General features: G+C 68.5%; 20 protein-coding genes. 7 read left to right on the top strand and 13 right to left on the bottom strand.

Going from position 1 to position 24,647, the window contains the following annotated elements; translation table 11 throughout:
• Positions 1-922: 922 nt before the first annotated feature.
• The 3 genes from ACIRG5_RS26140 (at position 923) to ACIRG5_RS26130 (ending at position 5,642) form a co-directional block, all read left to right on the top strand.
• A complete protein-coding gene (locus ACIRG5_RS26140; RefSeq protein ID WP_402908934.1) occupies positions 923-2,794 on the top strand; it encodes a DNA/RNA helicase domain-containing protein in 1,872 nt (623 codons plus the stop codon).
• A 43-nt stretch (positions 2,795-2,837) separates the two neighbouring features.
• The gene (locus ACIRG5_RS26135) at positions 2,838-4,262 is read left to right on the top strand and encodes an EVE domain-containing protein (RefSeq protein WP_402908932.1); all 1,425 of its coding nucleotides are present in this window, start codon (positions 2,838-2,840) and stop codon (positions 4,260-4,262) included.
• Between the two features lie 411 nt (positions 4,263-4,673).
• Positions 4,674-5,642 (top strand): restriction endonuclease, encoded by a 969-nt coding sequence (locus ACIRG5_RS26130; RefSeq protein ID WP_402908930.1) that lies wholly within the window; start codon positions 4,674-4,676, stop codon positions 5,640-5,642.
• 733 nt (positions 5,643-6,375) lie between these two features.
• On the opposite strand, the gene ACIRG5_RS26125 is transcribed toward ACIRG5_RS26130, so the two are convergent.
• The 3 genes from ACIRG5_RS26125 to ACIRG5_RS26115 are packed head-to-tail and all read right to left on the bottom strand — an operon-like array spanning position 6,376 to position 9,049.
• Entirely contained in the window at positions 6,376-7,554 is a 1,179-nt protein-coding gene (locus ACIRG5_RS26125) for a tetratricopeptide repeat protein (protein ID WP_402908928.1), read from the bottom strand.
• Positions 7,555-7,612: 58 nt separating this feature from the next.
• Positions 7,613-8,488 carry an integrase core domain-containing protein gene (locus tag ACIRG5_RS26120; RefSeq protein ID WP_402908927.1) on the bottom strand — a complete coding sequence of 292 codons (876 nt, stop codon included), beginning with the start codon at positions 8,486-8,488 and terminating at the stop codon, positions 7,613-7,615.
• Between the two features lie 42 nt (positions 8,489-8,530).
• Entirely contained in the window at positions 8,531-9,049 is a 519-nt protein-coding gene (locus tag ACIRG5_RS26115) for a helix-turn-helix domain-containing protein (protein ID WP_402908925.1), read from the bottom strand.
• Between the two features lie 100 nt (positions 9,050-9,149).
• Between ACIRG5_RS26115 and ACIRG5_RS26110 the strand changes: the two genes are divergently transcribed.
• Positions 9,150-9,737, top strand: a complete 588-nt coding sequence (locus ACIRG5_RS26110) for a DUF5753 domain-containing protein (protein WP_402908923.1) — start codon at positions 9,150-9,152, stop codon at positions 9,735-9,737.
• 86 nt (positions 9,738-9,823) lie between these two features.
• On the opposite strand, the gene ACIRG5_RS26105 is transcribed toward ACIRG5_RS26110, so the two are convergent.
• The gene (locus ACIRG5_RS26105; RefSeq protein ID WP_402908921.1) at positions 9,824-11,545 is read right to left on the bottom strand and encodes a hypothetical protein; all 1,722 of its coding nucleotides are present in this window, start codon (positions 11,543-11,545) and stop codon (positions 9,824-9,826) included.
• Positions 11,546-11,668: 123 nt separating this feature from the next.
• Positions 11,669-11,806, bottom strand: coding sequence for a hypothetical protein (locus tag ACIRG5_RS26100; protein WP_319973820.1), 138 nt, complete (start codon positions 11,804-11,806; stop codon positions 11,669-11,671).
• Positions 11,807-12,056: 250 nt separating this feature from the next.
• On the opposite strand from ACIRG5_RS26100, the gene ACIRG5_RS26095 reads away from it, so the two are divergent.
• Both ACIRG5_RS26095 and ACIRG5_RS26090 read left to right on the top strand, forming a co-directional pair.
• Complete coding sequence (locus tag ACIRG5_RS26095) at positions 12,057-13,190, top strand: helix-turn-helix domain-containing protein (protein WP_402908918.1); 1,134 nt, start codon at positions 12,057-12,059, stop codon at positions 13,188-13,190.
• 181 nt (positions 13,191-13,371) lie between these two features.
• The gene (locus ACIRG5_RS26090) at positions 13,372-13,632 is read left to right on the top strand and encodes a hypothetical protein (RefSeq protein WP_319973822.1); all 261 of its coding nucleotides are present in this window, start codon (positions 13,372-13,374) and stop codon (positions 13,630-13,632) included.
• Positions 13,633-13,705: 73 nt separating this feature from the next.
• Here the strand turns inward: ACIRG5_RS26090 and ACIRG5_RS26085 are convergent, their stop codons facing one another.
• The 5 genes from ACIRG5_RS26085 to ACIRG5_RS26065 all read right to left on the bottom strand — a co-directional run bounded on the left by ACIRG5_RS26085 (position 13,706) and on the right by ACIRG5_RS26065 (position 18,129).
• On the bottom strand, positions 13,706-14,968 hold the full coding sequence (locus tag ACIRG5_RS26085) for a glutamate synthase-related protein (RefSeq protein WP_319973823.1): 1,263 nt from the start codon (positions 14,966-14,968) through the stop codon (positions 13,706-13,708).
• Positions 14,965-15,957 (bottom strand): asparagine synthetase A, encoded by a 993-nt coding sequence (locus ACIRG5_RS26080; RefSeq protein WP_319973824.1) that lies wholly within the window; start codon positions 15,955-15,957, stop codon positions 14,965-14,967. The genes ACIRG5_RS26085 and ACIRG5_RS26080 overlap by 4 nt, the downstream gene beginning before the upstream one ends.
• Positions 15,958-15,991: 34 nt before the next feature.
• Positions 15,992-17,227 (bottom strand): methylaspartate mutase, encoded by a 1,236-nt coding sequence (locus ACIRG5_RS26075; protein WP_402908915.1) that lies wholly within the window; start codon positions 17,225-17,227, stop codon positions 15,992-15,994.
• Positions 17,224-17,661, bottom strand: coding sequence for a cobalamin B12-binding domain-containing protein (locus ACIRG5_RS26070; protein WP_402908913.1), 438 nt, complete (start codon positions 17,659-17,661; stop codon positions 17,224-17,226). Before ACIRG5_RS26070 ends, ACIRG5_RS26075 begins: the two co-directional genes overlap by 4 nt.
• Positions 17,662-17,763: 102 nt before the next feature.
• The gene (locus ACIRG5_RS26065) at positions 17,764-18,129 is read right to left on the bottom strand and encodes a nuclear transport factor 2 family protein (RefSeq protein WP_402908911.1); all 366 of its coding nucleotides are present in this window, start codon (positions 18,127-18,129) and stop codon (positions 17,764-17,766) included.
• A gap of 138 nt (positions 18,130-18,267) precedes the next feature.
• Between ACIRG5_RS26065 and ACIRG5_RS26060 the strand changes: the two genes are divergently transcribed.
• On the top strand, positions 18,268-21,114 hold the full coding sequence (locus ACIRG5_RS26060) for an AfsR/SARP family transcriptional regulator (RefSeq protein ID WP_402908909.1): 2,847 nt from the start codon (positions 18,268-18,270) through the stop codon (positions 21,112-21,114).
• 48 nt (positions 21,115-21,162) lie between these two features.
• Here the strand turns inward: ACIRG5_RS26060 and ACIRG5_RS26055 are convergent, their stop codons facing one another.
• From ACIRG5_RS26055 to ACIRG5_RS26045, 3 genes are read right to left on the bottom strand one after another with little or no spacing between them, the layout of a single operon-like run.
• The gene (locus tag ACIRG5_RS26055; protein WP_402908907.1) at positions 21,163-21,927 is read right to left on the bottom strand and encodes a thioesterase II family protein; all 765 of its coding nucleotides are present in this window, start codon (positions 21,925-21,927) and stop codon (positions 21,163-21,165) included.
• An 8-nt stretch (positions 21,928-21,935) separates the two neighbouring features.
• Positions 21,936-23,606, bottom strand: a complete 1,671-nt coding sequence (locus ACIRG5_RS26050; RefSeq protein WP_402908905.1) for an amino acid adenylation domain-containing protein — start codon at positions 23,604-23,606, stop codon at positions 21,936-21,938.
• Positions 23,603-24,643, bottom strand: coding sequence for a TauD/TfdA family dioxygenase (locus ACIRG5_RS26045; RefSeq protein WP_402908903.1), 1,041 nt, complete (start codon positions 24,641-24,643; stop codon positions 23,603-23,605). The genes ACIRG5_RS26050 and ACIRG5_RS26045 overlap by 4 nt, the downstream gene beginning before the upstream one ends.
• Positions 24,644-24,647: the final 4 nt, after the last annotated feature.

Below are 24,647 nucleotides of genomic sequence, written 5' to 3'. Positions count from 1 at the left end.
CGGCAAAGGATCGTAGCGACGCGCCTCACACAGTAGTCTAAACGGCCACTTCTCTGTGATTTCTAATAACTTCGGCCGAGAGGGTTAGATGCTCACTGTTCCTGCCATTGCTATTACTATTTGCCGCCAGCTCCTGTCGGAACGAGGTGCGCACTGCAGCTGCTCATAAGCCAACTCGTGCTCCTCACCAGGTCGGCCGCAGTCGGCACCAGCTCCGTCGCCAGCCTCTTCCTTGAGGCGCGGCGGGACTAACGGCGGCGCGACGAAGGCCGCCGCGTCTACCGACTCGAGCACCGAACCCTGTGCGCGCCGAAAACTACGTCTATGCAGATTAAGGCGCATGGTGGTACTCGTGGCGCCGCGCGAGCGAGTGATCGGGGGGTTCCGTGCTCGTTGTAGTGCCGCTCGTACTCGCATAGCGCTTGCCGCAGATAGCCTGATTCCAGGTCAGCGTGAGGTTCAATAGGTCGCCGCGAAAGTTCTTGGCCCGGTCGGTAGAACTCATCGGCGAGAGATTGAATCGTGTCGACTGGCCCTCTATACTAGATTCGAGCTATCCAATAGCGCATGAACACACGAACTGTGCAAGCTTGCTACACGTGGGGGGTCAAGTCCCCCCTCGGACATCGGAGTTGATCAAGCGGATGAGGATTCTTCAATCCTCATCCGCTTTTTCGTTCATGGCGTCAACCGCTGGGCGCGTGGACCCGCTATCGAGCACGCTCTGGACGCAATACGGCCTCCATATCATTTTGGGGCAGCGTCAGCTCGCTACCTAAACCCGCAGAAGAGCAACTACAAACCAGCCGTGGATCAGGTCGACTGCCGACTCCCGGACGGCCGGCTCACTGGGCGCGCGTGCAGAGGATCCTTCGGCCGTCCCGCCAGAGCCTGAACTGTCGTGATCTGGTAGCTCTAGATCGTGTACGTCTTCGGGGGAACGGTCAGCGGCGCACGTACCGCCATGCAGGAGTCACTCGATGGCTTCATCGACGGTTGTGTCGCGGAGTTCGAGCGGACAAGAGCCGAGGAGCTCAGCGAGTCGGAGAAGGCTAGTTGGCGCAACAGCTGGCCCGAGCTGCTCGGCGCGCTGACGCGGGCTCGGCTCGGCGACTTGCGCTTGTTCCTCGAGTACGAGTTGCCAGGGACCGGTCAACGCGTGGACGCGCTGCTGCTGGGCGCGCGCGAGGACGGCGGGCTTGCCGCGATCGTCGTCGAACTGAAGCAGTGGGACAGCTGTGAGTGGGCCGACGCGCTGCTGGTCGCCGTCAGGGGACGTGAGTACACGCACCCGTGCCGCCAGGCTGCCGGGTACGTCGCCTACTTCGTCGACTGGCTGGACCATCGGGCGCTCGGTCTCGAGTTCCGTGCCGTCGCCCTGTTGCACAACGCACCACCCGCGACCGTCGAACAACTCCGCGACGCGGTACGTACGAGCGAGGGCAGCCGCGATGTGGCGGTGCTCGGCCGAGCCGACGTCGAGGAGACCGCCGGCTCCGCGACGTTGGCCAAGGCGCTCCTGTCGAACGACCTGGCCGCACCGAGCGACGAGGCGGTCGCGCGGTTTCTGGCGGCGCCGCATTCGCCCTCGGGACGGGTGTTCGACCGGCTGGCGGCGGTTCTGGCGGGCCAGCGGTCCTTCACTCTCATCGGGGCCCAGCAGGACGCACAACTGCACGTGCTCGGCAGGATCGGCAGGGCTGTGCGCGACCGACGCAAGACATCGCATCTCGTCGTGGTCCGGGGAGGGCCGGGCACGGGCAAGACAGTCATCGCCGCACGGTTGCTCGCCGATATCCCGAGAATGTTCCGCGAGGTCGAAGCCCGCTACCTCACGCCGTCGGGAACCCTGCGGTGGCAACTGGAACGGGCAGCCGCTGACCCCGCAGCCAAGGGGCTGTTCGCCAACCTGCAGACCTACCTGGGCAAGCAGCGACCCACGGTAAGGGAAGTTCTGCTCGTCGACGAGGCGCAGCGCATGAAGCGCGGAAACCGGTGTGTCGAAGGGCTGCTGGACCGCACCTCGGTGGTCGTGCTGTTCCTCGACGAACGGCAGATCGTCAACCCCGGTGAGGGCTTCACCGTCGAAGAACTGAAGCAGCAGGCTCACCACCTGGGCGCGCGGTTCACCTCGTTCGACCTGACCAGCCAGTTTCGGTGCGGCGGCTCACAGCCCTACCTCCGCTGGCTCGAAGGGCTGCTGTTCGACCAGGCGCATCCCCAGTGGCACGGCACCGACTACGATCTCGGCATCGCGGCCGACCCAGGCGAGTTGGCGCGCTGGGCCGACGAGCACGTCCGCGGCGGCCACAGTGCGCGGATCGCCGCAGGCTTCTGCTGGCCATGGACGAAGAAACCACGCGGCCGCTCACTAATTCCAGACGTGTCGATCAGCTGGACTGATCCGGCCGGCGCGCGGCGCAGCTGGGTCCGGCCATGGAACGCGTTCGACACGCATCGCGACGGCGCGATGGTTCTCGCGCCGCGCAAGGAGTACTGGGCCACGGATGCCGGCGGCGAGAACCAGGTCGGCTGCATCTACACCTGTCTGGGACTCGAGTACGACTACGCCGGCGTCATCATGGGACCGGACGTCGTTCGCCGTGGCGACCGCTGGGTGGCTCGCCCCGAGTACAGCCACGATCCGGCGATGAAGGACGTGAGTCCTGACGAGTACCTCCGGCTCGCGGCGAACACCTACTGGGTCCTGGCCAGCCGCGGAGCCCGAGGGTGTCGCCTGTACTCCACCGACAACGACACCCAGGCCTACCTGCGCGCAGTGCTCGACCAGTGACGCGCGCCCAAAATTGTCGGGGCCCGTCCCTATCCTCGTGATCATGACCAACGCCCAGCTCGTCCTGCAGCCCCGCGGCGGCTCGCGGCACAACGGGCCGCAGAACTTCGAGCGGTCCGTCCGCCGCGGGGTCCGGATCTCCGACATCGCGTCCGAGCTCGGCGACGACCTCCCCGCACTGAGTCGGCTGTTCCCGGACGGGATTGCCCGGCTGTGGGGCTCCACCCCCACCGCGTCGACCGGCAACGCCAAGGCCGTCGCACTGCGGAACCGGCGAGCCGGCGACCGGATCCTCTTCTACGCCGACATGGGTTTCTTCGCCGAAGCCACCATCCTGCACGTGTTCCGGAACGCGGACGTCGCGAGGGGCGTGTGGGGCGCGGACGAGGAAGGCGCGACCTGGGAGCACATCGTCGCGCTGGGCGACGTCCAGGAGTACAAGTCGGCCATCCCAGCCGACCGCGTGCTGACGCCTCTGGGCCTATCCGCACCGCTGCGCAGCATCACGCTGATTCCCGCAGACCGGCACACACGGCTCGGCGACCTCCACGCCGAGCAGGCTTCGCCGCGGTACTGGCTCCTGCAGTGCAACCCAGCCGTGTGGGACGTCTGGGCTTGGTGGCAGGACAACACGATGGACCTCGACAGGTGGACCGTCGCCGTGCACCACCAGGACCTGCGGCCAGGCGACCGCTTCGCGTTCTGGATCTCCGGCTCGGCCGCGGGTGTCTACGGGCTGGGCGAGATCACCTCAGCGGTCCACCGCACGACCGACTTCGACCCGTACTGGAAGGAGCAGCCGCCGTCAGAGGCGGACGTCGTCGGCCTACGCTTCGACCGCTATCTGTTCGACGCACCGATCACCAAGCGACGCCTCGAGTCCAACCCGGACTTCGCACGGGCGAGGATCCTGCGGATGCCCGGCGGCGCCAACCCGTTCCCGCTCACTCCGGCCGAATGGCAGGTGCTCGAAGCGAACGCGGCCCACAGCAGGACGGACCGCCCACGCCGCTCCGAGACCGTGCTGACCTCCCGGCCGGTCGGTGCCGTTCCCGAGGACACGACAGCGAGCAACAACAGCGGCCCGCGCACCGTCACCTACCCCGAGGCGAGGCTGATCAAGCAGTACAGCGAGTTCCTGGGACGGGAGTTGTGCTGTCTCGTGGGCAGGCTGCCCACGGGCGAGGAACTCGTCTGCGACGTCTTCGACGACCGGCAGACGATGATCATCGAGGCCAAGGCGTCCACCAGCAGGCAGGACGTCCGCATGGCCATCGGCCAGCTCCTCGACTACCAGCACCACCTGCGACCCGACGCGAGCCTCGCGATTCTCCTTCCCGCCCGGCCGGCACCGAGCCTGATCGACCTGCTGAAGGCCACGGGGATGGAGCTGATCTACCGCGAAGACGGAACCTTCCACTCGACGCGAGCGCCGCTGACCGCTCAAGGAGCTCCAGTTGAACGATGACACCTACCGCGAGCACACGAGGCCGTTGCTCAGTCCGGGCCAGGTGCACTCGCGGGACGAGGTGCTGGCACGCGATTCAGCCATCCCCGCCAGGCCTGGGGTCTACGCGTGGTACTTCGACGAACTGCCGCCAGGTGTTCCCGATCAGGGCCGCACCGCCGGCGCGTTTAGCACGCTGCTCTACGTCGGAATCGCACCGAAGCTCCCGCCGTCGAACGGCCGGCCTCCGAGCCGGCAGCACCTCCGCCAACGCGTACGGCTCCACGCTCCGCCTGACCCTGGGATGCCCCCTGTCAGCAAGCGTTCGACGTGACTCGCCTCGTACGTCGACAAACTACCTTAGACAGCGCAAAGCCAGCGCCACATTTCCGACGAGCACTAATCAAAGGAATATTCTCCATGATCACTAGAATGGAAACCGAGTCGGAACTCGAAAAGTGGATCACCCAGCGAGTGATGGCAGAGTCTTCGCTGCTTTCCGACTTGAGATTTCCTAGTGACGAAATGCTTGAGCTTTACTTGACGACCGTAGGCGATCGCGACGAACCCGAAGTTCGGAGGCTGGTGATCGCCATGCTGTTCCAGCCACGCGCCACCTACTCCGATCGCCAAATGCACGAAATATACAGAGGGAAAATTGAGGCTCACGGAAGCACGGAAGGTACCAGAAGCCACCTTAAGGCGCTAGAGGAGAGTCCGCACTTCCAGCGATTCCTTGCATATTACGAAAAGGAAGGACCCGAGCCACGAGAGGGAATTAAATGGATAGGGCAGCTGCTCCCCAACCACCCTCGACAAGCGATCCAAGCGTTGAACGCATACTTCGATGCAAACTTGCGACACATTTCGAATGACGAGATTCACGGTCTTTCTGATATCGAGGCGATTATTCGCGCTAAGTACATCGGCATTCCGGAAGCAGTCAACGATCGCAGGAAGACGTTCTTCGACATCAGTCCACGCCAATTCGAACGCCTCATTGAGGAACTCTACCGAGACCTTGGCTATCAAACTTCCCTAACACGCGCGAGCCGAGATGGCGGCCGCGACATTGAAGCAAAGCGCGAAGAAATGGGGCGTCGCGAGTACCTGCGAATCGAATGTAAGCGCAAGTCAGGCAACGTCGGCGTACGCGACGTGCGAAACCTACGTAGCGTCGTGGAGACGTCATCCGGAGCATCGAGCCCGATCTTCAACGGGCCAGTCAATAAAGGGGTTGTGGTATCCGCTTCCGGGTTCACAAATTCGGCTCGGCAAGAATTCGCCACTGATGCAAGAATGGAGCTAGTGACGGGGAACGAGCTGGTGGTCCTGCTGAACGAGCACATGGGTTGGACCTGGCCAGCACGAGTGCACGCAATCACTGCCGAGCGGCCCTGACTACAGGGTGCCACACCTGCCCCGCATACGACGGTTGAGGTTGCCTCACGCGACACATGCCATACGGCGGGCGGGAACACGCAAGGATCCTGCTGCCCCTTCAGCAGGTCGCGGTTCAGTCCGTTGGCGATCGCCGGTCCCGCATCTCACCGAGTGCGGTGTCCTGTCCTCTGCGCACACACGAATGGCTGAGATTCGGGTTCTGGTGCTACGCACCAGGGACGGGTTCAGTCAGCGTGTCCCGCGCGTCCCATAAGCCTAAAACCCCAGATAGAGCGCGCGGGACGCCACGTAGGAGGCCCGTCCCGCGCAGCCACTGCGGGATGGACCTCATGTGCAGGGCGGGCCAGGTTGGCCTACTCGCGGTCAGGGAGAGCTACGTGGGTGAATAGTGTGCGACTTCGTCCTCGGACATCGGAGTTGATCAAGCGGATGAGGATTTTCGATCCTTGTCCGCTTTTTCTTCATGGCGTCCATCGATGTACTGTTTACCCGCTGTCGAGCACGCATCTCGGCGCTACACAGTTCCTAGACAGCTTCAGCTTGGTGTTGAGAACCTGCTGAAGGAGGCTACCAACGCCCACAGCGTCGGCGAGCCCGCCGATATCGCGCGGGACGTCCGCGAGCAGCTGGACTTCGCGATCCTCCCGGCAATCTTGAACTCGCAGCTCCTGTCGGGATCCCATCCCAAGCTCGTACGGAATGCGTCGCCGTTACGATACGCCCAAGCCAGTCAGACGCCGGCACCCGGCGGCTGCTTCAGCTCCTGCTCCATTCGGGCAAGCTCTTGCCGGGCGTTCCTGGTAAACGCATCCTCGTCCGTCTTCTGCTCGAGCTTCGTCAGCAGCGAGCGGAATTCGGATGCAGCAGCCGCAGTGGTGAGTTCACCGATCTTGTAGCGGCAGGTCACCATCCTGAGCTTCGTCATCAACGGATCCCTGCCGTCCTCATCCCACACCTCGAGTTCGCGTTCCAGAAGTTCCTCCAACACCAGTAAAGCTTCGTCGTGCCGCTGCCGATTTACCATCAGGCGACTCAGACCCCACAGCGAAAATCTGAATACGGAACGTCTGGGGTGGCACTCTCTGCTTTTCCTTACAACCTCGTGGAACCTGATCTCCGCGCCAGTCAGATCTCTCGATTCCTCCTGAAGCTCGGCCAGCCGCTCCGTGGTCCACAAAGCATTAAGAGAATCATCACCGAAGTGATCCTTAACCTCCGAAACCAGCTCCTCGAGCTGCTCAATCGCCTCAGATTTGTCGATTTCGGAAACTTTCTCCGCGAGATAGATAATCCTCTCTCGCGTTGCAAGCACACGAGATCGCCCTTCGTCTCCCGGATTTTTCTGCTCCAAAGCCAGGCGCTCCCTGCAAGCCAAGAGCACCTGGTCTAGCTGGTCTGCGATATCCAGAACCTGGGACGATCTCCACAACGCGCGATCCAGCAGATCTGCTGCTTCCTCACCAATCGCACGACAGCGCATCTGCACGTCCAGAAGCTCCCGATCGGCCAGCTCCCACCTCTGCGCTGTCACATATAGCCGCGCCAGGTCAAACTGCAGCCACAAGCGTTCATGGTCGGGATCGTCCGCAGGCCAGCCTTCAAGCGCCTCGCGGAAGAACGTCACTGCTTCGTCGAAACGCCCTTGATTGTTCAGGCTGACGGCGAGTCGGCTCACTGCGAGACTATGCCGATGGCTGTACAACTCGCCGGCGTCACGGATATGTGTGATCAGCTCGCGATACTCGCGCTCAGCATCGCCGTGTTTCCCCAACAGCCCCAACACTTGGGCGACTTCCCAGCGCGCCGAGTGCGGCGCCAGCCGCCCCTTCACGACTCGGTCAAACTCTTCTGTAGCGACGTCGACAGCACCAGCACTGATGAGGCTGTGCGTGCCGAAAACCTCATCCATGCAGGTCAAGCGACATCGCGATACTCATGGATGATTCCGCCGAGACGGTCGTGCCGACCTATGGTGAGGCGTTCGATCTGGGCAGGCTCGAGAGGCTGGGACTGGGCTCGCAAGGGAGTGCGGCTGCTAGGGAACGGTGCGTGCGGTGCTCGTTGTAGTCCCGCTCGTACTCGTGCAGCGCGTGCCGTAGATGTGCTTGATTCCAGATCAGCGTGCGGTCTAGCAGTTCGACGCGAAGGGTCTTCACCCAGCGTTCCATGATGGAGTTCATGCGGGGCATCCGGATACCGGTTAGCGCCGTCGCAATCCCCTCGGAATCAAGGACGTCGTCGATCAACGCGGGATATTTGACGTCTCGATCACGGAGGAGGAACCTGATCCGCGCGACGTATCCGGTGTCCTCGAGATCCATAAGCAAGTTGCGGATAGCCTGGGTGACCCAGGCATGGGTCGGGTGCGCGGCCGTGCCGACTATCCATACACGCCGACTGGCGTGGTGGATGGCGGCGAGAATGTACTGGCGCTGCCCGGTCAGCGTGACCGTCTCGACGAAGTCCATCGCCAGGATCGCCTCCGCCTGCGAACGCAGGCACGCATGGCCCTCTCCCAGAATGAGTACTTGGTCGAGAATCTCACGGCGGATGGTGCCGATGATCCGTTCGCAATGCGCGTTCATCCGCGGAGCTCGAGGCGCACTAGCGACAACCCGCAGTTCCTCTGCTTCAAATACGGCGTCGAACGCGTCGCCATACTTACCGTCACGGTCACGCAGCAAGAAGCGGAGAGACTCCAACCGCACCCCGAGCTCGCCGGCCAGGTTCCTTGCCTGCTGCACCGTCCACTCCCGCGTCGGATGCGCGGTCACGCCAGTAATGTGCAGGCGCCTGGTGCCGTGTTCGAGAAACGCCAGCGCATACAGACGCGCGCCGAGCACGGTGTCAACGTGGAAGAAGTCCGCCGCGATGATCCCCTCGGCCTACGCAGTCAGAAACTCCCGCCACGTCGGGCCGCATCGCCGCGGCGCCGGATCGATGCCCGCGCGGTTGAGGATCTCCCAGACCGTCGAGGCGCCCAGGCGATGACCAAGCCGAAGCAGCTCGCCATGGATCCGCCGATAACCCCACCGCGGATTCTCTCTAGCGAGTCGGAGCACGAGCGTCTTGATCGCTGCTGCGGTTGCGGGTCGCCCGGTTCGCCGGCACGCGGTGTGATCCCACTTCCGGGCGATGAACCTGCGGTGCCAGCCGAGCAACGTCCCAGGGGTAACCGGGAAGACCTCCTGCCAGCGCGCGCGACGCACCAGTCTCGACAGCACCGCGAACCAGAACCGCTCCGCAGGCTCGTAACGAACCGGACCAGTCAACTGCCGACGAAGCACAACGTTCTCGTGCCGCAGTACAAGAAGCTCCGCATCCTTAGCCGCCTCACCTCGAAGCAGCACCGCCGGAACAGACACCAACTTGCAGACCACCCGATACAACAGCGAACCGACCACCCAGACATGCTCTCAGCTGGGAATACCGCACCGCTCAGAGCACCGATGACTTTCCGGGCCGCACAAGTTCGTGATGTCGCAGGCGCAACACGCTGTGCAGGTGAGGACGCTCCAGCGGCCACAAAGGGCCATCTTCGACCCGGCTGAGGACTTCCCTCTTCTGATGGCCGACGCGCCACAACTGCGAACGTTCGCCGTGGACACGGTGCCAGCCATCTTCCAACTCGTCGAATACACGACGGCAACGATGCAGCGCGACGACCCGACCAAAGCCGCGCAGCTCTCGCGCGTCAGAGAGACGTGGGCAACGCGATCGAACAGCGACGATCCCCTTGCCGTAGAGGCAGTGTTCCCGGAAGCGGTGTGCCAGGTTGTGGGTGGCAGGCGTGTGTTGAAGGCACAACTGTTGCGCCTCATGGAAGTGAGCGAGCTGCCAGAAGTGAGCGTTCGAGTCGTGCCTCACTCGGCTGCTGTCTACCCTGCGATGAGCTGCCCGTTCACGTGGCTGAGTTTCCCGCACCGACAGCACAACGATGTCGCATACGCACAAATGTTCCTGCGCTCCGAGTACGTGGAGCCTCATGCCGAGATCGAGCTGGTGGCGGAGCGGTTCTCAGCGTTGCGTGCGCTGTCGCTCGACGAAGGCGCGTCGTTGGAACTCATCGCCGAGGCAGTTACGCGCGTCTAGCTCATCCGACCTGGCGGCAACCCTCCGCCCAGGGTCGCCGCAACGGCTGAACGGGCCTCCCTCAGGAACCCCGTTCAGCTCAGGGCCTACTCGGCAGCGCGCTTTGTGGCCTCGAGGCCGGCTGGTCCGGTCGGCCCCGTGCCGGCACTCTCGACGGAGGGGTGGCGCCGCCGTTGGAGCTCATCGCGTTCGGCGTCCGGGATCGTCATCGACTCGGCGAGCACGGCGGCGAGCGCGGCCACTTGGGTGTTGTCGACGTCGGCGTGGAAGAGCCAGCGGATGTTCTCGTCGCGTGTGATGAGGTCGATCGCCGAGCGCGAGCTGCTGTCCGGTGCGGTTGGGGCGCGGACGTAGCGCACCTGGTCTGTCGGGATGTCCTGGTGGATCTCGGCCTGCTCTAGCAACGTGTTCGTCGTGGCCAGGATGATGCGGCGATCCGTGACGGCGACCAGTGTCCTATCCGTGGTCTTGTCCATCGCTGCCGCGAAGATCCCCATCGCTCCGCCTACGATCGCGGAGATGGGGCCGTCGTCGTCTAGCTGTTCGGGGAAGCCGAGGGCGCGGAGGGCCTCGCCGTCTTCGAAGAGCCAGCGCAGGACGCGAAGGTACGGCTCTGGGTCCAGCGATTTGGGTCCGCAGATGACGTCGGGGGCGTTGAGCGGTGGGATCGGCGGGTGGAGAGCGTCGGCTAGAGGCTCGATGACTTCCAGGAGCCGGGCAGAGGTTTCGCGGGCTGCCTTCACGTCCTTGCGCTTGCCCGACAGCGGCCATGCGTCGGGGTCGCGGAGCTCGACTGTGAGCCGGAGTTCGCGGACCAGCGCGTCTACGAGGCTTGTCATCTCGGCGAGGGTCGAGTCGAACTCCACGCGGGTGTCGCGGGCGATCACCTCGGCGTACTGCGCCTCGGCGGCGTCTTCGCGTCCGGCGGTTCTCGCCCTTGCGGCGCGGAGCGCGTGGTACCCCGTCCACGCGTTGAGGGAGGACAGCAGGGCGCGGACGTCGAAGGCGATGACCTCGGCGTTGGTCTGCAGGTACTCGCGGTGGGCGCGTGCGTCGGTCCGGCCGATCTGCTTGACGTGAGCGCGGACGTTTCCCTGGTAGAGCTCGAGTTGCTTCTGCAGCAGCGCTCCGCTGCCCGCAATGTTGTCCCACAACGACGCAGGGACCGACTCGATCTCTCTGGCCTGGTCGACCGCGCGATCGACGACGGCGACGAGTCCCGTCAGTTCGGCCCACTGATCCTTGCGGACGGTGGTGAGGACCTGGTTCGTCACCGCGAGGTTGGTCCTGACGAGGCCCGAGACCTCGTTCAGCATCATCTGCAACGCGACCATGGCCAGTGCCGGACCGACCGAGGCCGCGATCGACGCCTTGCTCGCCGCAGTCACTGGGACCAAGCGTGCCTGGTGCACGATGCGGCCTGAACTCATAACAGTTCCGAGGTTCGCGCCGTCCTTGACGGCGAGCGTCGCGCCGCTCCTCAGCAGAGCCTGTGTCGTGTGGCCGAGCCTGTGGAGCCCCTGGACGCTGGCGAACGCGTTTCCGAGGTTGCCGGCCACGGTCGCCGTGTTCCCGATCGAGGCGAGGATCGCTGAGATCTGTTTGCGGTCGGCGGCCGGCACGATCCCGAAGTCGATCAGGTCGGGCTTCAGGTCCGGCGGGACCTCACCGGCGACAACAGCCACCCCTGGGAGCACCTCCACCAGGAGCGTCGACGTCGAGTCATCCTCAACGGGCGAGTCGGCGGTATCTGTCCGACCACTCTCCTCAGGCTCGGCGATCTCCATCGAGTCCGAAGGGTCCTGCATGCGATCGTCTCCCCACCGGCGCGCAACGGCCGGGCCTCGTCGGCGTTGACCGCAGGAGTCTACGGCTCCATGCCTTGGGGACAGCCCGAGTTTACCGGGATTGAGCAACCGGTGGTGGCGAGCTCACTCCCAGGGGTTGCTGCCGGCCACCGTGGTGGGGGTCGTGTCGGTGACGGCGTGGGCGGTCGTGGCGCCGAGGGTGGTCAGGGCCGCGAGGACGAGGGTGGCGGCGGCGATTTTGGCGATGACGGTGCGGGTCATTTGGGGCTCTCCTAAGTTGTTTTCTCCGGCGACGAGGCAAACGTTATGAGGCTCGATAATCTCGGAGCTATCACGTGGTTTATCCCAGCGCTATCACCGCGAGAATGGTGACACAAGACAGGCTTTGAGCTGGGAAAATGCGGGATTGTGCCGGTGTTTTGCAGTCGAGATATACGCGGGGATGTCAGCGTGATAGCGGGGGTGCAGACGATTGGCACGACAAATCGCCCCCGTGAAAGAGGATGCCGAGATGGCCATTCCGCCCGCCTTGGACCCTGGACTTCCGCCCTTCGCCCGGCTGTTGCGCAGGCACCGCAGCCGGGTCGGGTTGACGCAGCGGGAGCTGGCCGATCTGTCGACGGTGAGCGTGCGGGCCATCCGGGATCTGGAGCAGGGGCGGGCGTTGCGGCCGCGGCCGGACACCGTGCGGTTGATCGCCGAGGGGTTGCGGCTGGGCAGCCGGGCTCGGCACGACCTGGAGGTGGCCGCTGACCCTGACCGGCGCGCTGAGGTCGACTCAGCCGCTGCGGTGCCGCCCACCTCGTTGGCCGCGCAGGTGGGGCGTGACCTCGAGACCGGTGCGCTGGCGGCTGAGCTGGCCGACGGGTGTCGGCTCGCTACCGTCGTGGGGTTGCCCGGTGTGGGGAAGACGCGGTTCGCTGCGGCGGTGGCCGGGGTGATGCACGCCAGGATGCCGGTGCTGTGGGCAGGGCCGGATGGCACGCCGTTGCGGGACCCGCGCTTGGCCGAGTTGGTGACGGCGTGGTCTACGGCCGTGCGCACGGGTGGACGGGTGGACGACGACCTCGCCGAGGTGGTCGGCGCTCGGTCCGCGCTGCTGGTTCTCGACGGGGTCGACGGGCCGGTCTGCGGGGACAGCGTGCTGCGCCTGCTCGCCGACTGTCCCGGGGTGCGGGTGCTGATCACCGCGCCGGCGCCGCTCGGACTCGCCGGGGAACGGGTGTTCCTCCTCTCGGGCCTGGAGCCCGCCGACAGTGCCCGGCTGTTGCTCGCCGACCACGGTGGCGCAGCGGACCCGGTGGACGTCGATCGCCTGTGCCGTGCCCTCGACGGACTGCCCGCGGCGCTCGCCGCCGTCGGTTCGTGGCTGTCGGTCTACCCGTTGCCGGAACTGGCCGCGACCGACCCGACCTGCCTGCTCGACGACACCCTGTTGCGCGCCCTGGCCGGCGCCGCCGAGCCCTACCGCCGGATCCTGGAGAACCTCCCGCCGCGCTTCGGCCCGTCGGCCGACACCGGCCGCCTGCTGCGCGACCTCCTCCAACGCGGCCTGGTGCGGCCCGTCGAGACCGAGACCGGCCGCAGCTTCACCGTCTCCCCTCTGATCCGCTCGGTGCTGGCGGCCACGCCGCCGACGCCCTGACACGCCCCCGGTCTGCCTCCGCGACTGCCGAGGACGCCGCCTTCCTCGTGGTGGACTGGTCTTCGGCGCCGAGCACGGGAGCGTGACCATGGCCCACATGACCGACAACGGTCCGATAGGCGTCGCAACGGCATCCCCTGTGCACGCCTTTTTCGTTCCCTCCGGCCCGGAGGTCCTCAGCGTGTGGCCACCCACCCCGCACGCCCGCCGGGCGGCGGCGTGGGCCCTGCGGACGCTGGGGTACAACCACCTGGGCGGCCTGGTCTGCCTGATCGCCCCCACCTCCGACGCCCGCGCGGAGTGCCTGGCCACCGCACTGGCCGTCGCCGACGCGGCAGCCGGCGGGCACCGGCCACCGGGACCACTCCCGGACCTGGCCGTCCGCCTGCGCGCCGACCCGGTCCACCTGTGCGGCCTTCGTGCCGCCGCGGGGCTCGACTGAGCCAGGAACATCACGTGCCCGCACCGGACATCGGTGCGGGCACGTGGTGTTCCCAGGCCACAGAGGACGTCAGCTATCCCTGCGCCACCAACGGTCTGCCGGCGGGGACCGACCAGCCGTCCGGGGACCACAGGTCCTCAGTGGACAAAGCGGCCGGGTCGTACTTGCCCAGTGCGCTGATGAGGAGACGCAGTTCCAGGATCATCGCCTCCACCAGGCGGGTCAGGCCCGAAGCGGGGTTCTCGTCGACCGCCAGCAGGGCCGCCCGGCCGAGGCCCGTGGCGGTGGCCCCGGCCGCCAGGCACTTCACGGCGCGCAGCCCCTCCCAGACCCGGCCCGACACCAGGAGACAGCCACGCGGGGAACCGATGCGGCGCAGGCATTCTGCGAGTGGGAGGCCGACGCCCGCCAGCGACGCCGTGGGGGCCCAACCGCTGCCACCCTCGGCACCGTCCACGGTGACCGCGTCCGCGCCCGCCTGCCACGCCACGTCCGCCGCCGCGGCGACGTCGCGTCCCGGCGGAAGCTTCACCCACACCCGCGCACGCGGATAGTTGTTGCGCATCAGGCGGACCTGCTGCCGGAGGATCTCCTCGGTGAACGTCCCAGGGCTGGCGCAGCGCAGCACCCGGTCCCCCGCGGGGTCGATCAGCGTTTCCAGGGCGAACTGGTCGGCCAGCCGGTCCGCCTGGGCGCGATCGACGACGGTCAGGCCGCCGATCCCGGGTTTCGCGCCCTGACCGACCTTGAGCTCGAAGCCCAGCCGTCCCGACTCCAGCAGGGAACGCGTCGCCGGGTCGCTGTAGACGCGGTTCCAGACCTCGGCGTCGGCGTCCTCCGTGCTCTGCTGCACCACGACGCCGCCCACCCCGTCCGGGACGTGGCCGGCGTAGGCGGAGATCCTGGCCAGCAGGGACCGTTCGCCGGTGTAGCCGTCGACCGGGACGACGTTCTCGCCGACGACCATCGGTATGCCGAGGGCACCCGCCTGGGCGGCGGCGGCACGGCCCAGGTCGGTGCCCACGGCACGGGTCGACCCGAAGGCGGACAGGTACAGCGGTAGCCGTGCGGCGAAACCGCCGACGGTGGTCTCCAGGTCGACGTCGCCGTGCAACGGTTCGCGGGCCAGGTCGATGAGCTTCTCCAGGCGCCGCGGCATGAACACCGGCGGCACCAGGCGAACGGCGTCGAGGGCGTCGCCCGGCGAAGAGCCCTCCGGCTCGCCCAGCAGGGCGCGGCCGTAGTCGGTTAGCGGGGGGAACGCCGCCGCCGCACCGGTGCGGGCCCGCTCCCGGACGGCCTGTTCCGGGAAGGTGTCCGCGCGCAGCGCGGTCACGGGGACACCACGCCGGGGATCTTCGGGAAGGCGCTCGCCTGCCAGACCGCGTCCAGCCCGCACAGGTAGCGGACCAGCCGCTCCAGGCCGATGCCGAAGCCCGCGCTGGACGGGACGCCCTCGCGCACCATCTTCAGGTACCAGGCGTACTTGGCCGGGTTCTCGCCGGTTTCGCGCATCCTGGCGATGATGGCGGCGTACTCGTGTTCGCGTTCGCTGCCGCTGCACAGCTCGCCGAAGCCCTCGGGGGCCAGCAGGTCGAAGTTGAGCAGGTGGCCGGGGTCGGCCGGGTTCTCGCGGTCGTAGAAGCCGCGGGAGCCCTTGGGGTAGTCGGTGAGGAAGAACGGCCTGCTGGCCTTGGACGACAGAACCGCCTCCCCGACCCAGTCGATCTCGGCGTCGGGGTTCTGGGCGTGCCCCGTGTCGTGCAGGTCGGCGACCGCGGCGGCGTGGGTGCGTCGCTCGAAGGCGCGGCCGGACAGCAGATCCGCGAAGGCATCCGGGTCGCGGCCCAGGACTTCCAGCTCGGCGGCGCAGCGCTCGACGACCCGGCGCACGACGTGCACGACGAGGTTCTCGGCCACCCGCGTGGCGTCGTCGCGAGAGGCGCCGGCGACCTCGACGTCGATCTGGTGGAACTCGGCGAGGTGCCTGCTGGTCGAGCTGGTCTCGAGCGGCTCCAGGCGCACGTTGGGGGCGATGCAGAAGATGCGGTCGAAGGCAGTCAGCGACGCCTGCTTGTAGAGGATCGCGCTGGTCATCAGTTTGTAGCGGTGGCCGTAGTAGTCGACGTCGACCTGCTTGGCCCCGCGCGCGCCGGGGTCGGTGACCGGGCCGATGACCGGGGGAAGCATCTCGGTGAAACCCTGCCCGCCCAGGTGCTCGCGCACGGCGTCGAGCACGCGGTGCTGCACGCGCAGCACCGCGCGGGTGGCCGGTGAGGTCAGATGGGCGCGCGGGTCCGCCGGCGCCGGGGTGGTGGTGTCCATCGTGGTCACTCCTTGGGGACGGGGACGGGGGGTTTCAGCCTCGGTCGAAGGTGCGCTCGACGTGGGTGAGCGAGCGCAGCAGTTCGTCAGCGGTGGGTGTGGCGGCGGGGACGGCACGGTCCGCGGGCAACGGCAGGGCACCGAGGCGCGACCACTGCAGCCGCCCGTCGCCGTCGACGAACGCCCGCGTGCGGCCGGCGTTGTCCTGGTGCAGGCAGTAGGGCACGTCGAGGTAGCCGCGCTCGACCGCGCGGACCAGGGCGATGCCGACGTCGGGCGCGAGGTCCAGCACGGCCTCCACGAGCGCGCGGGCCTCGGCGAGCACGCCGGTGTCCTCGACCACGCCACCCGGCTCGGCACGCGCCGCCGCTGCCCCGGCGGCCACCAGCGCGGCGACGTTCTCGGCGACGGTGGGGATGCGGTGCGCCTCCGCCGTCGTCTTGACGATCAGCCTCTCCGCACCGGTGCGCACGGCCAGCTCCGCAGAACGTTCCAACAGGGCGGTCGCGCCGCGCGGGGTGCGCGGGAACACGCCCATGTACGTGTAGAGCACGACATGCCAGTCCACATCGGACAGATGTTCGGCGGCGAGGGCGCGCAGTGCCGCCACGGCCTCGGCGTCCTGGTCCTGGTCGGTCTGCTGGGCGTAGCTCAACGACATGCTGTCCACGCCGTGCTGGCGGAAGAACAGGCCCTCCAGCACGCTGATCGCCACCAGCAGGCTCGGCGGGCACAGCTGGCCCATCATGCAGCCGCCGAAGGACTCGAGGTGCGGCCGGGCGCCGCGCTCGCGGGCGTCGGACAGCAGCAGGCAGGACTCGGCCCACGCGCGCACCGACTCGGCGACCGGGACCCTGCTGTAGGGCAGGCAGTACGACAGCGGCCCGCCCTCCGTCGCATCCAGACCGGCGGCCAGTAGCGCCGCGACGATCTTCTGCGGGCACGCCGAGCCGTGGCGCACCTGCACCGGGAAGTCCGGTCCGTGCAGGCCGTTCAGCACGGACCGGGTCATCTCGGGCGAGTGGGTGGCGATGGGATAGCCGTTGAGGTCGGTGCCGGCGGCCAACGCCTTGCGCACGGCGACGTGGTCCCCCACGCGCGTGAAGCTGTCCACGGTGATCGTGCCCGCTGTCCGCACCCCGGCCCCGTGCACCGCGGCGAGACCTGCCCGCATCTCCGCCGGGCCGGGCACGCCCATCCTGGGCTGCACGACCAGTTCGCCCGCGACGGCGGCACGGGCGACGAAGTCGCCGAACGAGCCACCGGTCACGACCGCACTCCCGCGGCGAGCCGGTCGACGTAGCCGCGGAACGACGTGATCGCGTCGGCGTCCTCGAACACCGCGTCGAACCCGGCGGCCAGCAGCTCCTGCGCGTGGCCGCCGCTGCCGTCGACGCCGAGCTTGCCTCCGATGACGACCGGGGTGCTCGCCAGCCGTGCGCGCAGCGGTCCGATGACGCGCCTGGCGTCCTGGAACCCATGGCCGTTCACGCTGCTGAGCACGACGAGGTCCGGTGTCACCTGTCCGCACCGGGACGTGAGCAGTCCGTCGGGGACGCACGCACCCAGGTTGGTCACGCGGTGGCCCATCTCCTCCAGCACCAGCTGCAGGTAGACGAGGTTCCAGGTGTGCGCGTCGGAGGCGAGCCCGGAGACCACGATGTCGAGGCGGGCTGCGTCCGGCCGGGCGGCGTCCAACTCCATGGGGCGAGCTCCCTGTGTCGCGGGGTGGTTCCCTGCCCCGAAACTAGAAGCCCCGCCCCGCGCCGCCAGGCAGCGGCGACGGCAGCCGTCCGGCAGTTGGCGCTATAGGGACGGCGGATCGAAGTAGTAGAAGCGCCGGCTGCACAGCAGCAGTCCCTCGTCCGACAGGGTCACGACGTCGGCGAACTCGGACGGGGTGCCGCTCTCCGCCTCCGGAGGCGGGGTGTAGCGGCCCACGACGACCACGGTGTCCTTGCAGGCCACGACTTTGTGGATGTGGTGCCGCCCCCGCAGGGCGGGAATGGCGTTCAGCAGCCGGACGGTGTCCTCCCGGCCGTGTCCCGGTGGCGCGTCGTGGCGTTTGAGCTGCATGTCCGGGTGCAGAAGCGAGGCGTAGCCGTCCAGATCCCCCATGTCGAGGTAGTCGTAGGAGAGGCGGACGTGGTCGACGCCTGCGGCGGAGCTCATGGCGGTTCTCCTCACGCGATGAACGACAACCGTCCCGCCGCCGGGCAACCTGCCGATATCTCCACGCTATCGCCGGGTTGTACTTCTTCGTAACCGTCTGATTACCTCGGGGTGTCTCAGACCTCGAAGGGTGGCCGCATGTCTCCAGGGAGGTTCCGGGTTCTCGGCCCGGTGGAGGTCGACGGTCCCGGAAGCGCGGCGCGGATCCCGCCCGGCAGGCAGCAGATGATCCTCGGGCTGCTGCTCGTGGAGGCCAACCGGATGGTGAGCACCGAGACGCTGGTCGACGCCCTGTGGGAGGAGAACCCTCCGGGCACCGCCCGCACGCAGGTGCAGATCTGCGTCTCGCGGCTGCGCCGCACCCTGGCAGGGGCGGCCATGTCCGCGGTCATCGACACCCGTCCGCCGGGCTACGAGCTGCGGCTCAACGGGGACACGCTGGACCTCGCCGACTTCCTCTCCCGCACCACCGAGGCCCGCGTGCTGGTCAAGGAGGGCCGCACCGCCGAGGCGGCCGCGCTGCTGCGGGAGGCCTCGGCGCTGTGGAGCGGGCCGTGCCTGGGTGGGGCCCCCAACCGGTCGCTGCGCACCCGTGCGCTGCGGCTGGACGAGGAACGGCTCACCTGCGTCGAGGACCACCTGGAACTGGAGCTGGAACTGGGCCAGCACCACCAGCTCGTCGGGGAGGTCACGCGCCTGGTCCACGAGCACCCGTTGCGGGAGCGTCCGCGCGCCCTGCTGATGGTGGCGCTGCACCGTTCCGGCAGGCAGGCCGAGGCCCTCGACGTCTACCGCACCGGTCGTACCCTGCTGATCGACGAGCTGGGTCTGGAGCCGGGGGAACGGTTGCGCGGCCTGGAAGCGGCGATCCTCGCCGGCGAGATCCCGGCCCAGCCCCGTGCCGGCACCGCGGCGCCCGCACCGCAGAGCGCCGACACCACACGACCGGTTCGGCCACGGCAGCTGCCCGCCGACACCGCCGACTTCGTCGCCGACGAGGAGATGTTGCGCGGCGCGGAGTCCGTGCTCGTCGGGAGCACCGCGCGCACGGCCGTGGGGGTCGTGGTGATCACGGGGCGGCCCGGCGTCGGCAAGAGCACGGTGGCCGCCCACCTCGCGCACCGGGTGGCGCAGGAGCACTTCCCCGACGGGCAGCTCTACTGCGACCTGCACGGCACCGACCAACCGTCCGCTGTGGACGATGTGCTGGGCCGTTTCCTGCTGGCACTGGGAATTCCAGGGCATGTGATCCCCGACGGCCTCGACGCCAGGCTGGAGATGTACCGGACGCTGCTGGCCGACCGGCGGGTGCTGGTCGTGCTGGACGACGCGGCCTCGGAGGGACAGGTCCTGCCGCTGCTGCCGGGCAGCAGCACGTGTGCGGTGGTGGTGACCAGCCGGTCGCGGCTGACCGGTCTCCCCGGTGCCCGCCAGGTCGAGCTGGACGTCCTCGACGCCGGGCAGTCGCTGCGGTTGCTCGGCCTGGTCGTCGGAGAGGATCGGGTGGCTCGCGAGCCCGAGGCCGCCGCGGCGCTGGTGCGCACCGTCGGCGGACTGCCGCTGGCGCTGCGGATCATCGCCGCCCGCCTGGCCGCCCGGCCGCACTGGACGCTCGCGTCGATGGTGCAACGGCTCGCCAGCGAGCGGCACCGGCTCGACGAGCTCGCCCACGGCGAGCTGACCATCCGCGCCAGCCTCTCGCTCACCCACGACGGCCTCGACCGCCGGTCCCGGTTGCTGTTCGGGCTGCTGAGCCTGGCCGAAGGGCCCGCCGTGCCCGGCTGGGTCGCGGGCGCGGTCCTCGACGACGACCGGCCTTTCCCGTCGGACCTGCTCGAACCGCTGGTGGACGTGCAGGTGCTCGACGTGGTCTCGGTCGAGCCGACCGGCGAGTTCCGCTACCGCTACCAGGACGTCCTGCGCCTGTTCGCCAGGGAGAAGGCCGCGCAGGAGATCCCCGCCGACGATCGCGCCGCCGCGGTGTCCCGTCTGCTCGGCGGGTGGCTCGCGCTGGCCGAGCAGGCGCATCGGGACATCTACGGCGGTGACTACACCGTGCTGCACGGAACCGCGCCGCGCTGGCGGCCCCCGTCCGTCCTCGCCGACCCCCTGGAGTGGATGGACGGTGAGCTCGCGAACCTGTGCGCGGCCGTCCAGCAGGCGGCCGCCGCCGGCCTGGACGAGCTGTGCTGGGACCTCGCGGTCACCTCCGTCACCCTGTTCGAGTCGCGCGGCTACCTCGACGACTGGGAACGAACCCACGCCGTGGCACTGAAGGCCGTGCGCACGGCGGGCAACACCCGCGGCATCGCGGCGGTGCTGAGCTCGCTGGGCACCCTGCACATCAACCGCGGCCACCTCGACGCGTCCCGTGCCGTGCTGCTTCCGGCCGCGGAGCTGTTCGAGGACCTGGGCGACACCCACGGCCTGGCCCTGTGCCACCGCGACCTGGCCCTGATCGCCCGCAACACCGGCGACGACACCACCGCGCTCGGCCTGTACGACCGCTCCCTCTCGGGCTTCACCGAGGTCGGCGACATCGTGGGCCGCGCGATCGTCCTCACCCAGCGCGCCTTCATCCTGGCCAGGAACGGCGGGGCCGACCAGGCCCGCACCGACCTCGCCGAGGCGATGGCGGTCCACGAGGCCGTCGGCTACACCGGAGGCGCCGCCCGCACGCTCAGCCGCATCGGCCAGGTCCAGGCCATGGCGGGCGAACACACCGCCGCCACCACGACCATGCGCCGCGTGCTCGACATGGTCCGCGAAGCCCGCGACGTCATCGGCGAGGGCCAGCTGCTGCGCAACCTGGGCCAGGTGAGCACCGCCGCCGGTCGCTACGCCGAAGCCCGCGGCTACCTCGAGCAGGCCCTCTCCATCCGCGAACGGATACTGGACCACACCGCCGCGACCACGATCCGCGCCGAACTGGCCGTTCTGGCCGCACGGGAGACCGATCCTCACACCCTGGTGCCGACGGGCTGACCAGCCGGCCGGAGGGAGGTCGACAGGACGGCGACCTCCCCCACCCGATCACACCCCGGCGGGGACGGGCTCCAGCGCCGGGATGAACCGGGGCAGCGACCGCCACACCTCCTCGGTGTAGAAGTGCCCGCCCGGCAGCTCCGCGTGCCGGTACTCGCCGCCCGCCAGCGCTCGCCACTGCGCCGCCGTGTCCGCGACGATCACGTCGTCGTCGGCCCCCGTCAGCACCTGCAGCGGCACACCGACCCTCGTCCCGTCCGTGTAGGCGAACGTGTCGCGGACGCGGATGTCGGCCCGCATGAGCTCCAGCGCCATCTCCCGCAGCTCCTCGTTGCCGAGGACGTAGTCCGCGAGCAGCCCGTTGACCGTCATCCACGACAGCAGCCCGGCGTCGGTGTCGCTCTGCGCGGGGAACATGTCGCGTGGCGTCAGTCCGCGGCTCGGCGCGTTGGCCGACGACACCACCAGGGCGTCCGGGCGGCGCCCGCCCGCCTTCTCGATCCTGGCGGCGACGTCGAACGCCATCCACCCGCCCATGCTGTGTCCAAAAAGGACGTATGGCCGGGTCGCCGCCGCGAGCACGGCCTGCGTGGCGTCGGCCGCCAGCGCCTGCCAGTCCTCGGCGTGGTCCTCCAGGAACCGCCCGTCCCGCCCCGGGTAGCAGATCGCGGCGAGCTCCACGTCCGCCGGCAGGACGTCGGCCCAGGGCAGGTACGGCCCCGCGCCGCCACCGCAGAACCCGAGGCACACCAACGACCTCGTGGCCTCCGGTTTGCGGCGGGGGCGGACCACCACGTTGTCGATGTTGTCCACAGTTTCTCCTAGACGCGCAGGGACTCGACGTGCCTGGCCAAGTCGGTCAGGCGGGGGTGGCGGTAGACGTCACGGGTGGACATCTTGAGGCCGAAGGTCTTCTTCACCTTCGACACCACCCGCAGCGCGACCAGGGAGTGGCCGCCGAGGGCGAAGAAGTCGTCGTCGGCGTTCACCGAGTCACGGCCGAGGACCTCTGCCCACACGTGAGCGATGAACTGCTCGAACTCACCCTCCGGAGCGGTACCGGCCGCGGCGGGCGGCGCGGGCAGGGCGGCGGTGTCGAGCTTGCCGCCGGGGGTCAGCGGCAGCGCGGCGACCTCGACGAACGCGGCCGGGACCATGACCTCCGGCAGGGACGCCGCGGCGTGCTCGCGCAGCTGCTCCGCGCCTGCCAGGCCCGAGGGCACGTAGTAGGCGACGGGCTGGCCGGCCAGGTCGTCGCGGACGACGACGGCGGCCGCGGCGACGGCAGGAGAGGACCGCACGACGGTCTCGATCTCCCCCAACTCCACCCGGTGGCCGCGGATCTTCACCTGGCGGTCGGCGCGGCCGTGGAACTCCAGCAGGCCGTCTGCGGTGCGGCGCACCAGATCGCCGGTGCGGTACATGCGCGCGCCCGGTTCACCGGAGGGGTCCGGCAGGAAACGGGCGCCGGTCAGGCCGGCGCGGCCGAGGTAGCCGTGGGTGACACGAGGGCCGGCGACGTACAGCTCGCCTATCTCACCGTCGGGGACCTCGCGCAGCGCGGTGTCGAGAACCAGGAGTCTGTTGCCGGGCAACGGTTTGCCGATGCTCGGGTGGTCGCCCTCGACGACGGCGACCGTCGCGTCGACGGTGCACTCGGTCGGGCCGTAGAGGTTGAACGCCTCCACGGTGCCGGCGGCGGCCAGCTCCCGCCACACCGGCACGCTGATCGGCTCGCCACCGATGAACAGGCGCAGCCGCCTGCCGTCGGGGCGTCCGGGCAGCAGGTGCTCGCGCAGCATCTCCCAGTGTGTGGGCGTCATGTCCACATCGGACACACCGCACTCGTCGAGCCACGCGGCCAGCTTGGCGGGTTCGGTGCGGTGCGCGTCCTCCAGGACGACGATCGTGTCGCCGCGGCAGACGCGGGCCCACTGCTGCACGGACGCGTCGAAGGACGCGCTGGCGTTCCAGGCCACGACACGGGGCTCGGCCGCATACACGGCCATCTCCTCCAGTCCGTCCACAAGGGACGCGACGCCACCGCGGGTGGCCTGCACTCCCTTGGGCAGACCGGTGGAGCCGGACGTGTAGATCACGTAGGCGGCGTCGTCGGCCGACACGGCGACGTCGGTGTGCGCGCCGTCGTGAGCCCCGGCCAGGTCGTCCGGCATCACGGTCGTGCGCACGGCGGCGTCGGTGGTCATGTGGTCCAGGCGGTCGGCGGGGTAGGCCGGGTCGAGCGGCACGTACGCCGCGCCGGCCCGCCACACCGCGAGCAGCGCGACGAGAAGTCCGCTGCCACGCGGCACGCTCACGCCCACGCGGTCGCCGCGGACCACTCCGCGCTCGGCGAGCACGGCGGCCAGCGCGGCCGTGCGGGCTTCCAGTTCGGCGAAGGTCAGCGCGCCCTCGGTGTCGCGCACGGCGACCCGTTCGGGCGCGGCCCGCACGACGTCGTGGAAGCGGGACACCAGGTCCTGGCCCGTCATCGGTCCTCTCCGCTCATCGGGGTCGCCGACGGGGCGACGGTGGGCGCGCAGTCCAGCACGGAGACCGGCTCGCCCATGGCGACGACGATCTTGCGGTCGCCGCGGAACGGGTCCCGGCCGTGCGTGGACAGGATGTTGTCGACGAGGAGCAGGCCACCGCGCTCCCAGCGGCGGCGGGTGGTGGCGGCCTCGTAGGCGGCCTGGATGATGGCGAGCTCCTCGCGGCTGAGCGCGGTGCCGTCGCCGAACGCGGTGTTGAACGGCAGGTCCTCGACGCCGAACTCGTCGACCAGCGCGTCGCGCAGCTCCTCGTCCAGCGCCCACTCGTTCCAGAACGCCATGTGGTTGAACCACACCTCGGCGCCGGTCACCGGGTGCGTGATGATCCCGGGACGCAGCTGGGTGGTGCGCAGGTGGCCGTCGGACTGCCACTGGCAGGACACCAGGTTCTCCGCGCCGTACTCCTCGACCTCGTCCTTTGTGGACGCGGCGAACGCGGTCTGCCACGACGTGGAGATGTGCTCGGAATAGCTGCGGTTGAGCAGCCAGCCGACCTTGCGCATCTTCGCCACCAGCTCCGCCGGCAGCGACGCGAGCACCTTGCGGCAGTCGGCCACCGGGGTCGCGCCTCCCTCCGGCGGAGCGATCAGGCAGGCGAACATGAGCAGACCGGGGAACGTGAGGGTGTAGCTGTTCTCGTTGTGCATGTGGATCGGCTGCGCGGCGGGCAGGTCGGTGGAGGAGAACACACCGTTGCCGAAGTCGCTGCGCGGCGTGGCCTTCTCCCGGTACGGGGTGCGCTCGGGCATGAGCGTGTCGCGCACGAGGCCGAAGTCGTCGACGTCGTGCACGGGCAGGCCTCGCACGTACACCGCGGCGTGCTCGTGCAACAGGCCGCGCAGGGCGTCGGCGTTGGCCCGCAACCACTCCGTGGCCTGCTCGATCGAGTGCACGTTCTCGGCGTCGACGGTGGCGGGCGCGCCGGGCTCGAACGTGCACACCAACGGCGTCGTACCTGACAAAGCGGTGGGGCTCATCGCA

The organism is Lentzea sp. NPDC102401 (assembly GCF_044765805.1).
Classification (GTDB): domain Bacteria; phylum Actinomycetota; class Actinomycetes; order Mycobacteriales; family Pseudonocardiaceae; genus Lentzea; species Lentzea sokolovensis.
The sequence above is the reverse complement of the archived record's forward strand: the minus strand, read 5'-3'. Positions and strand labels throughout refer to the sequence as shown.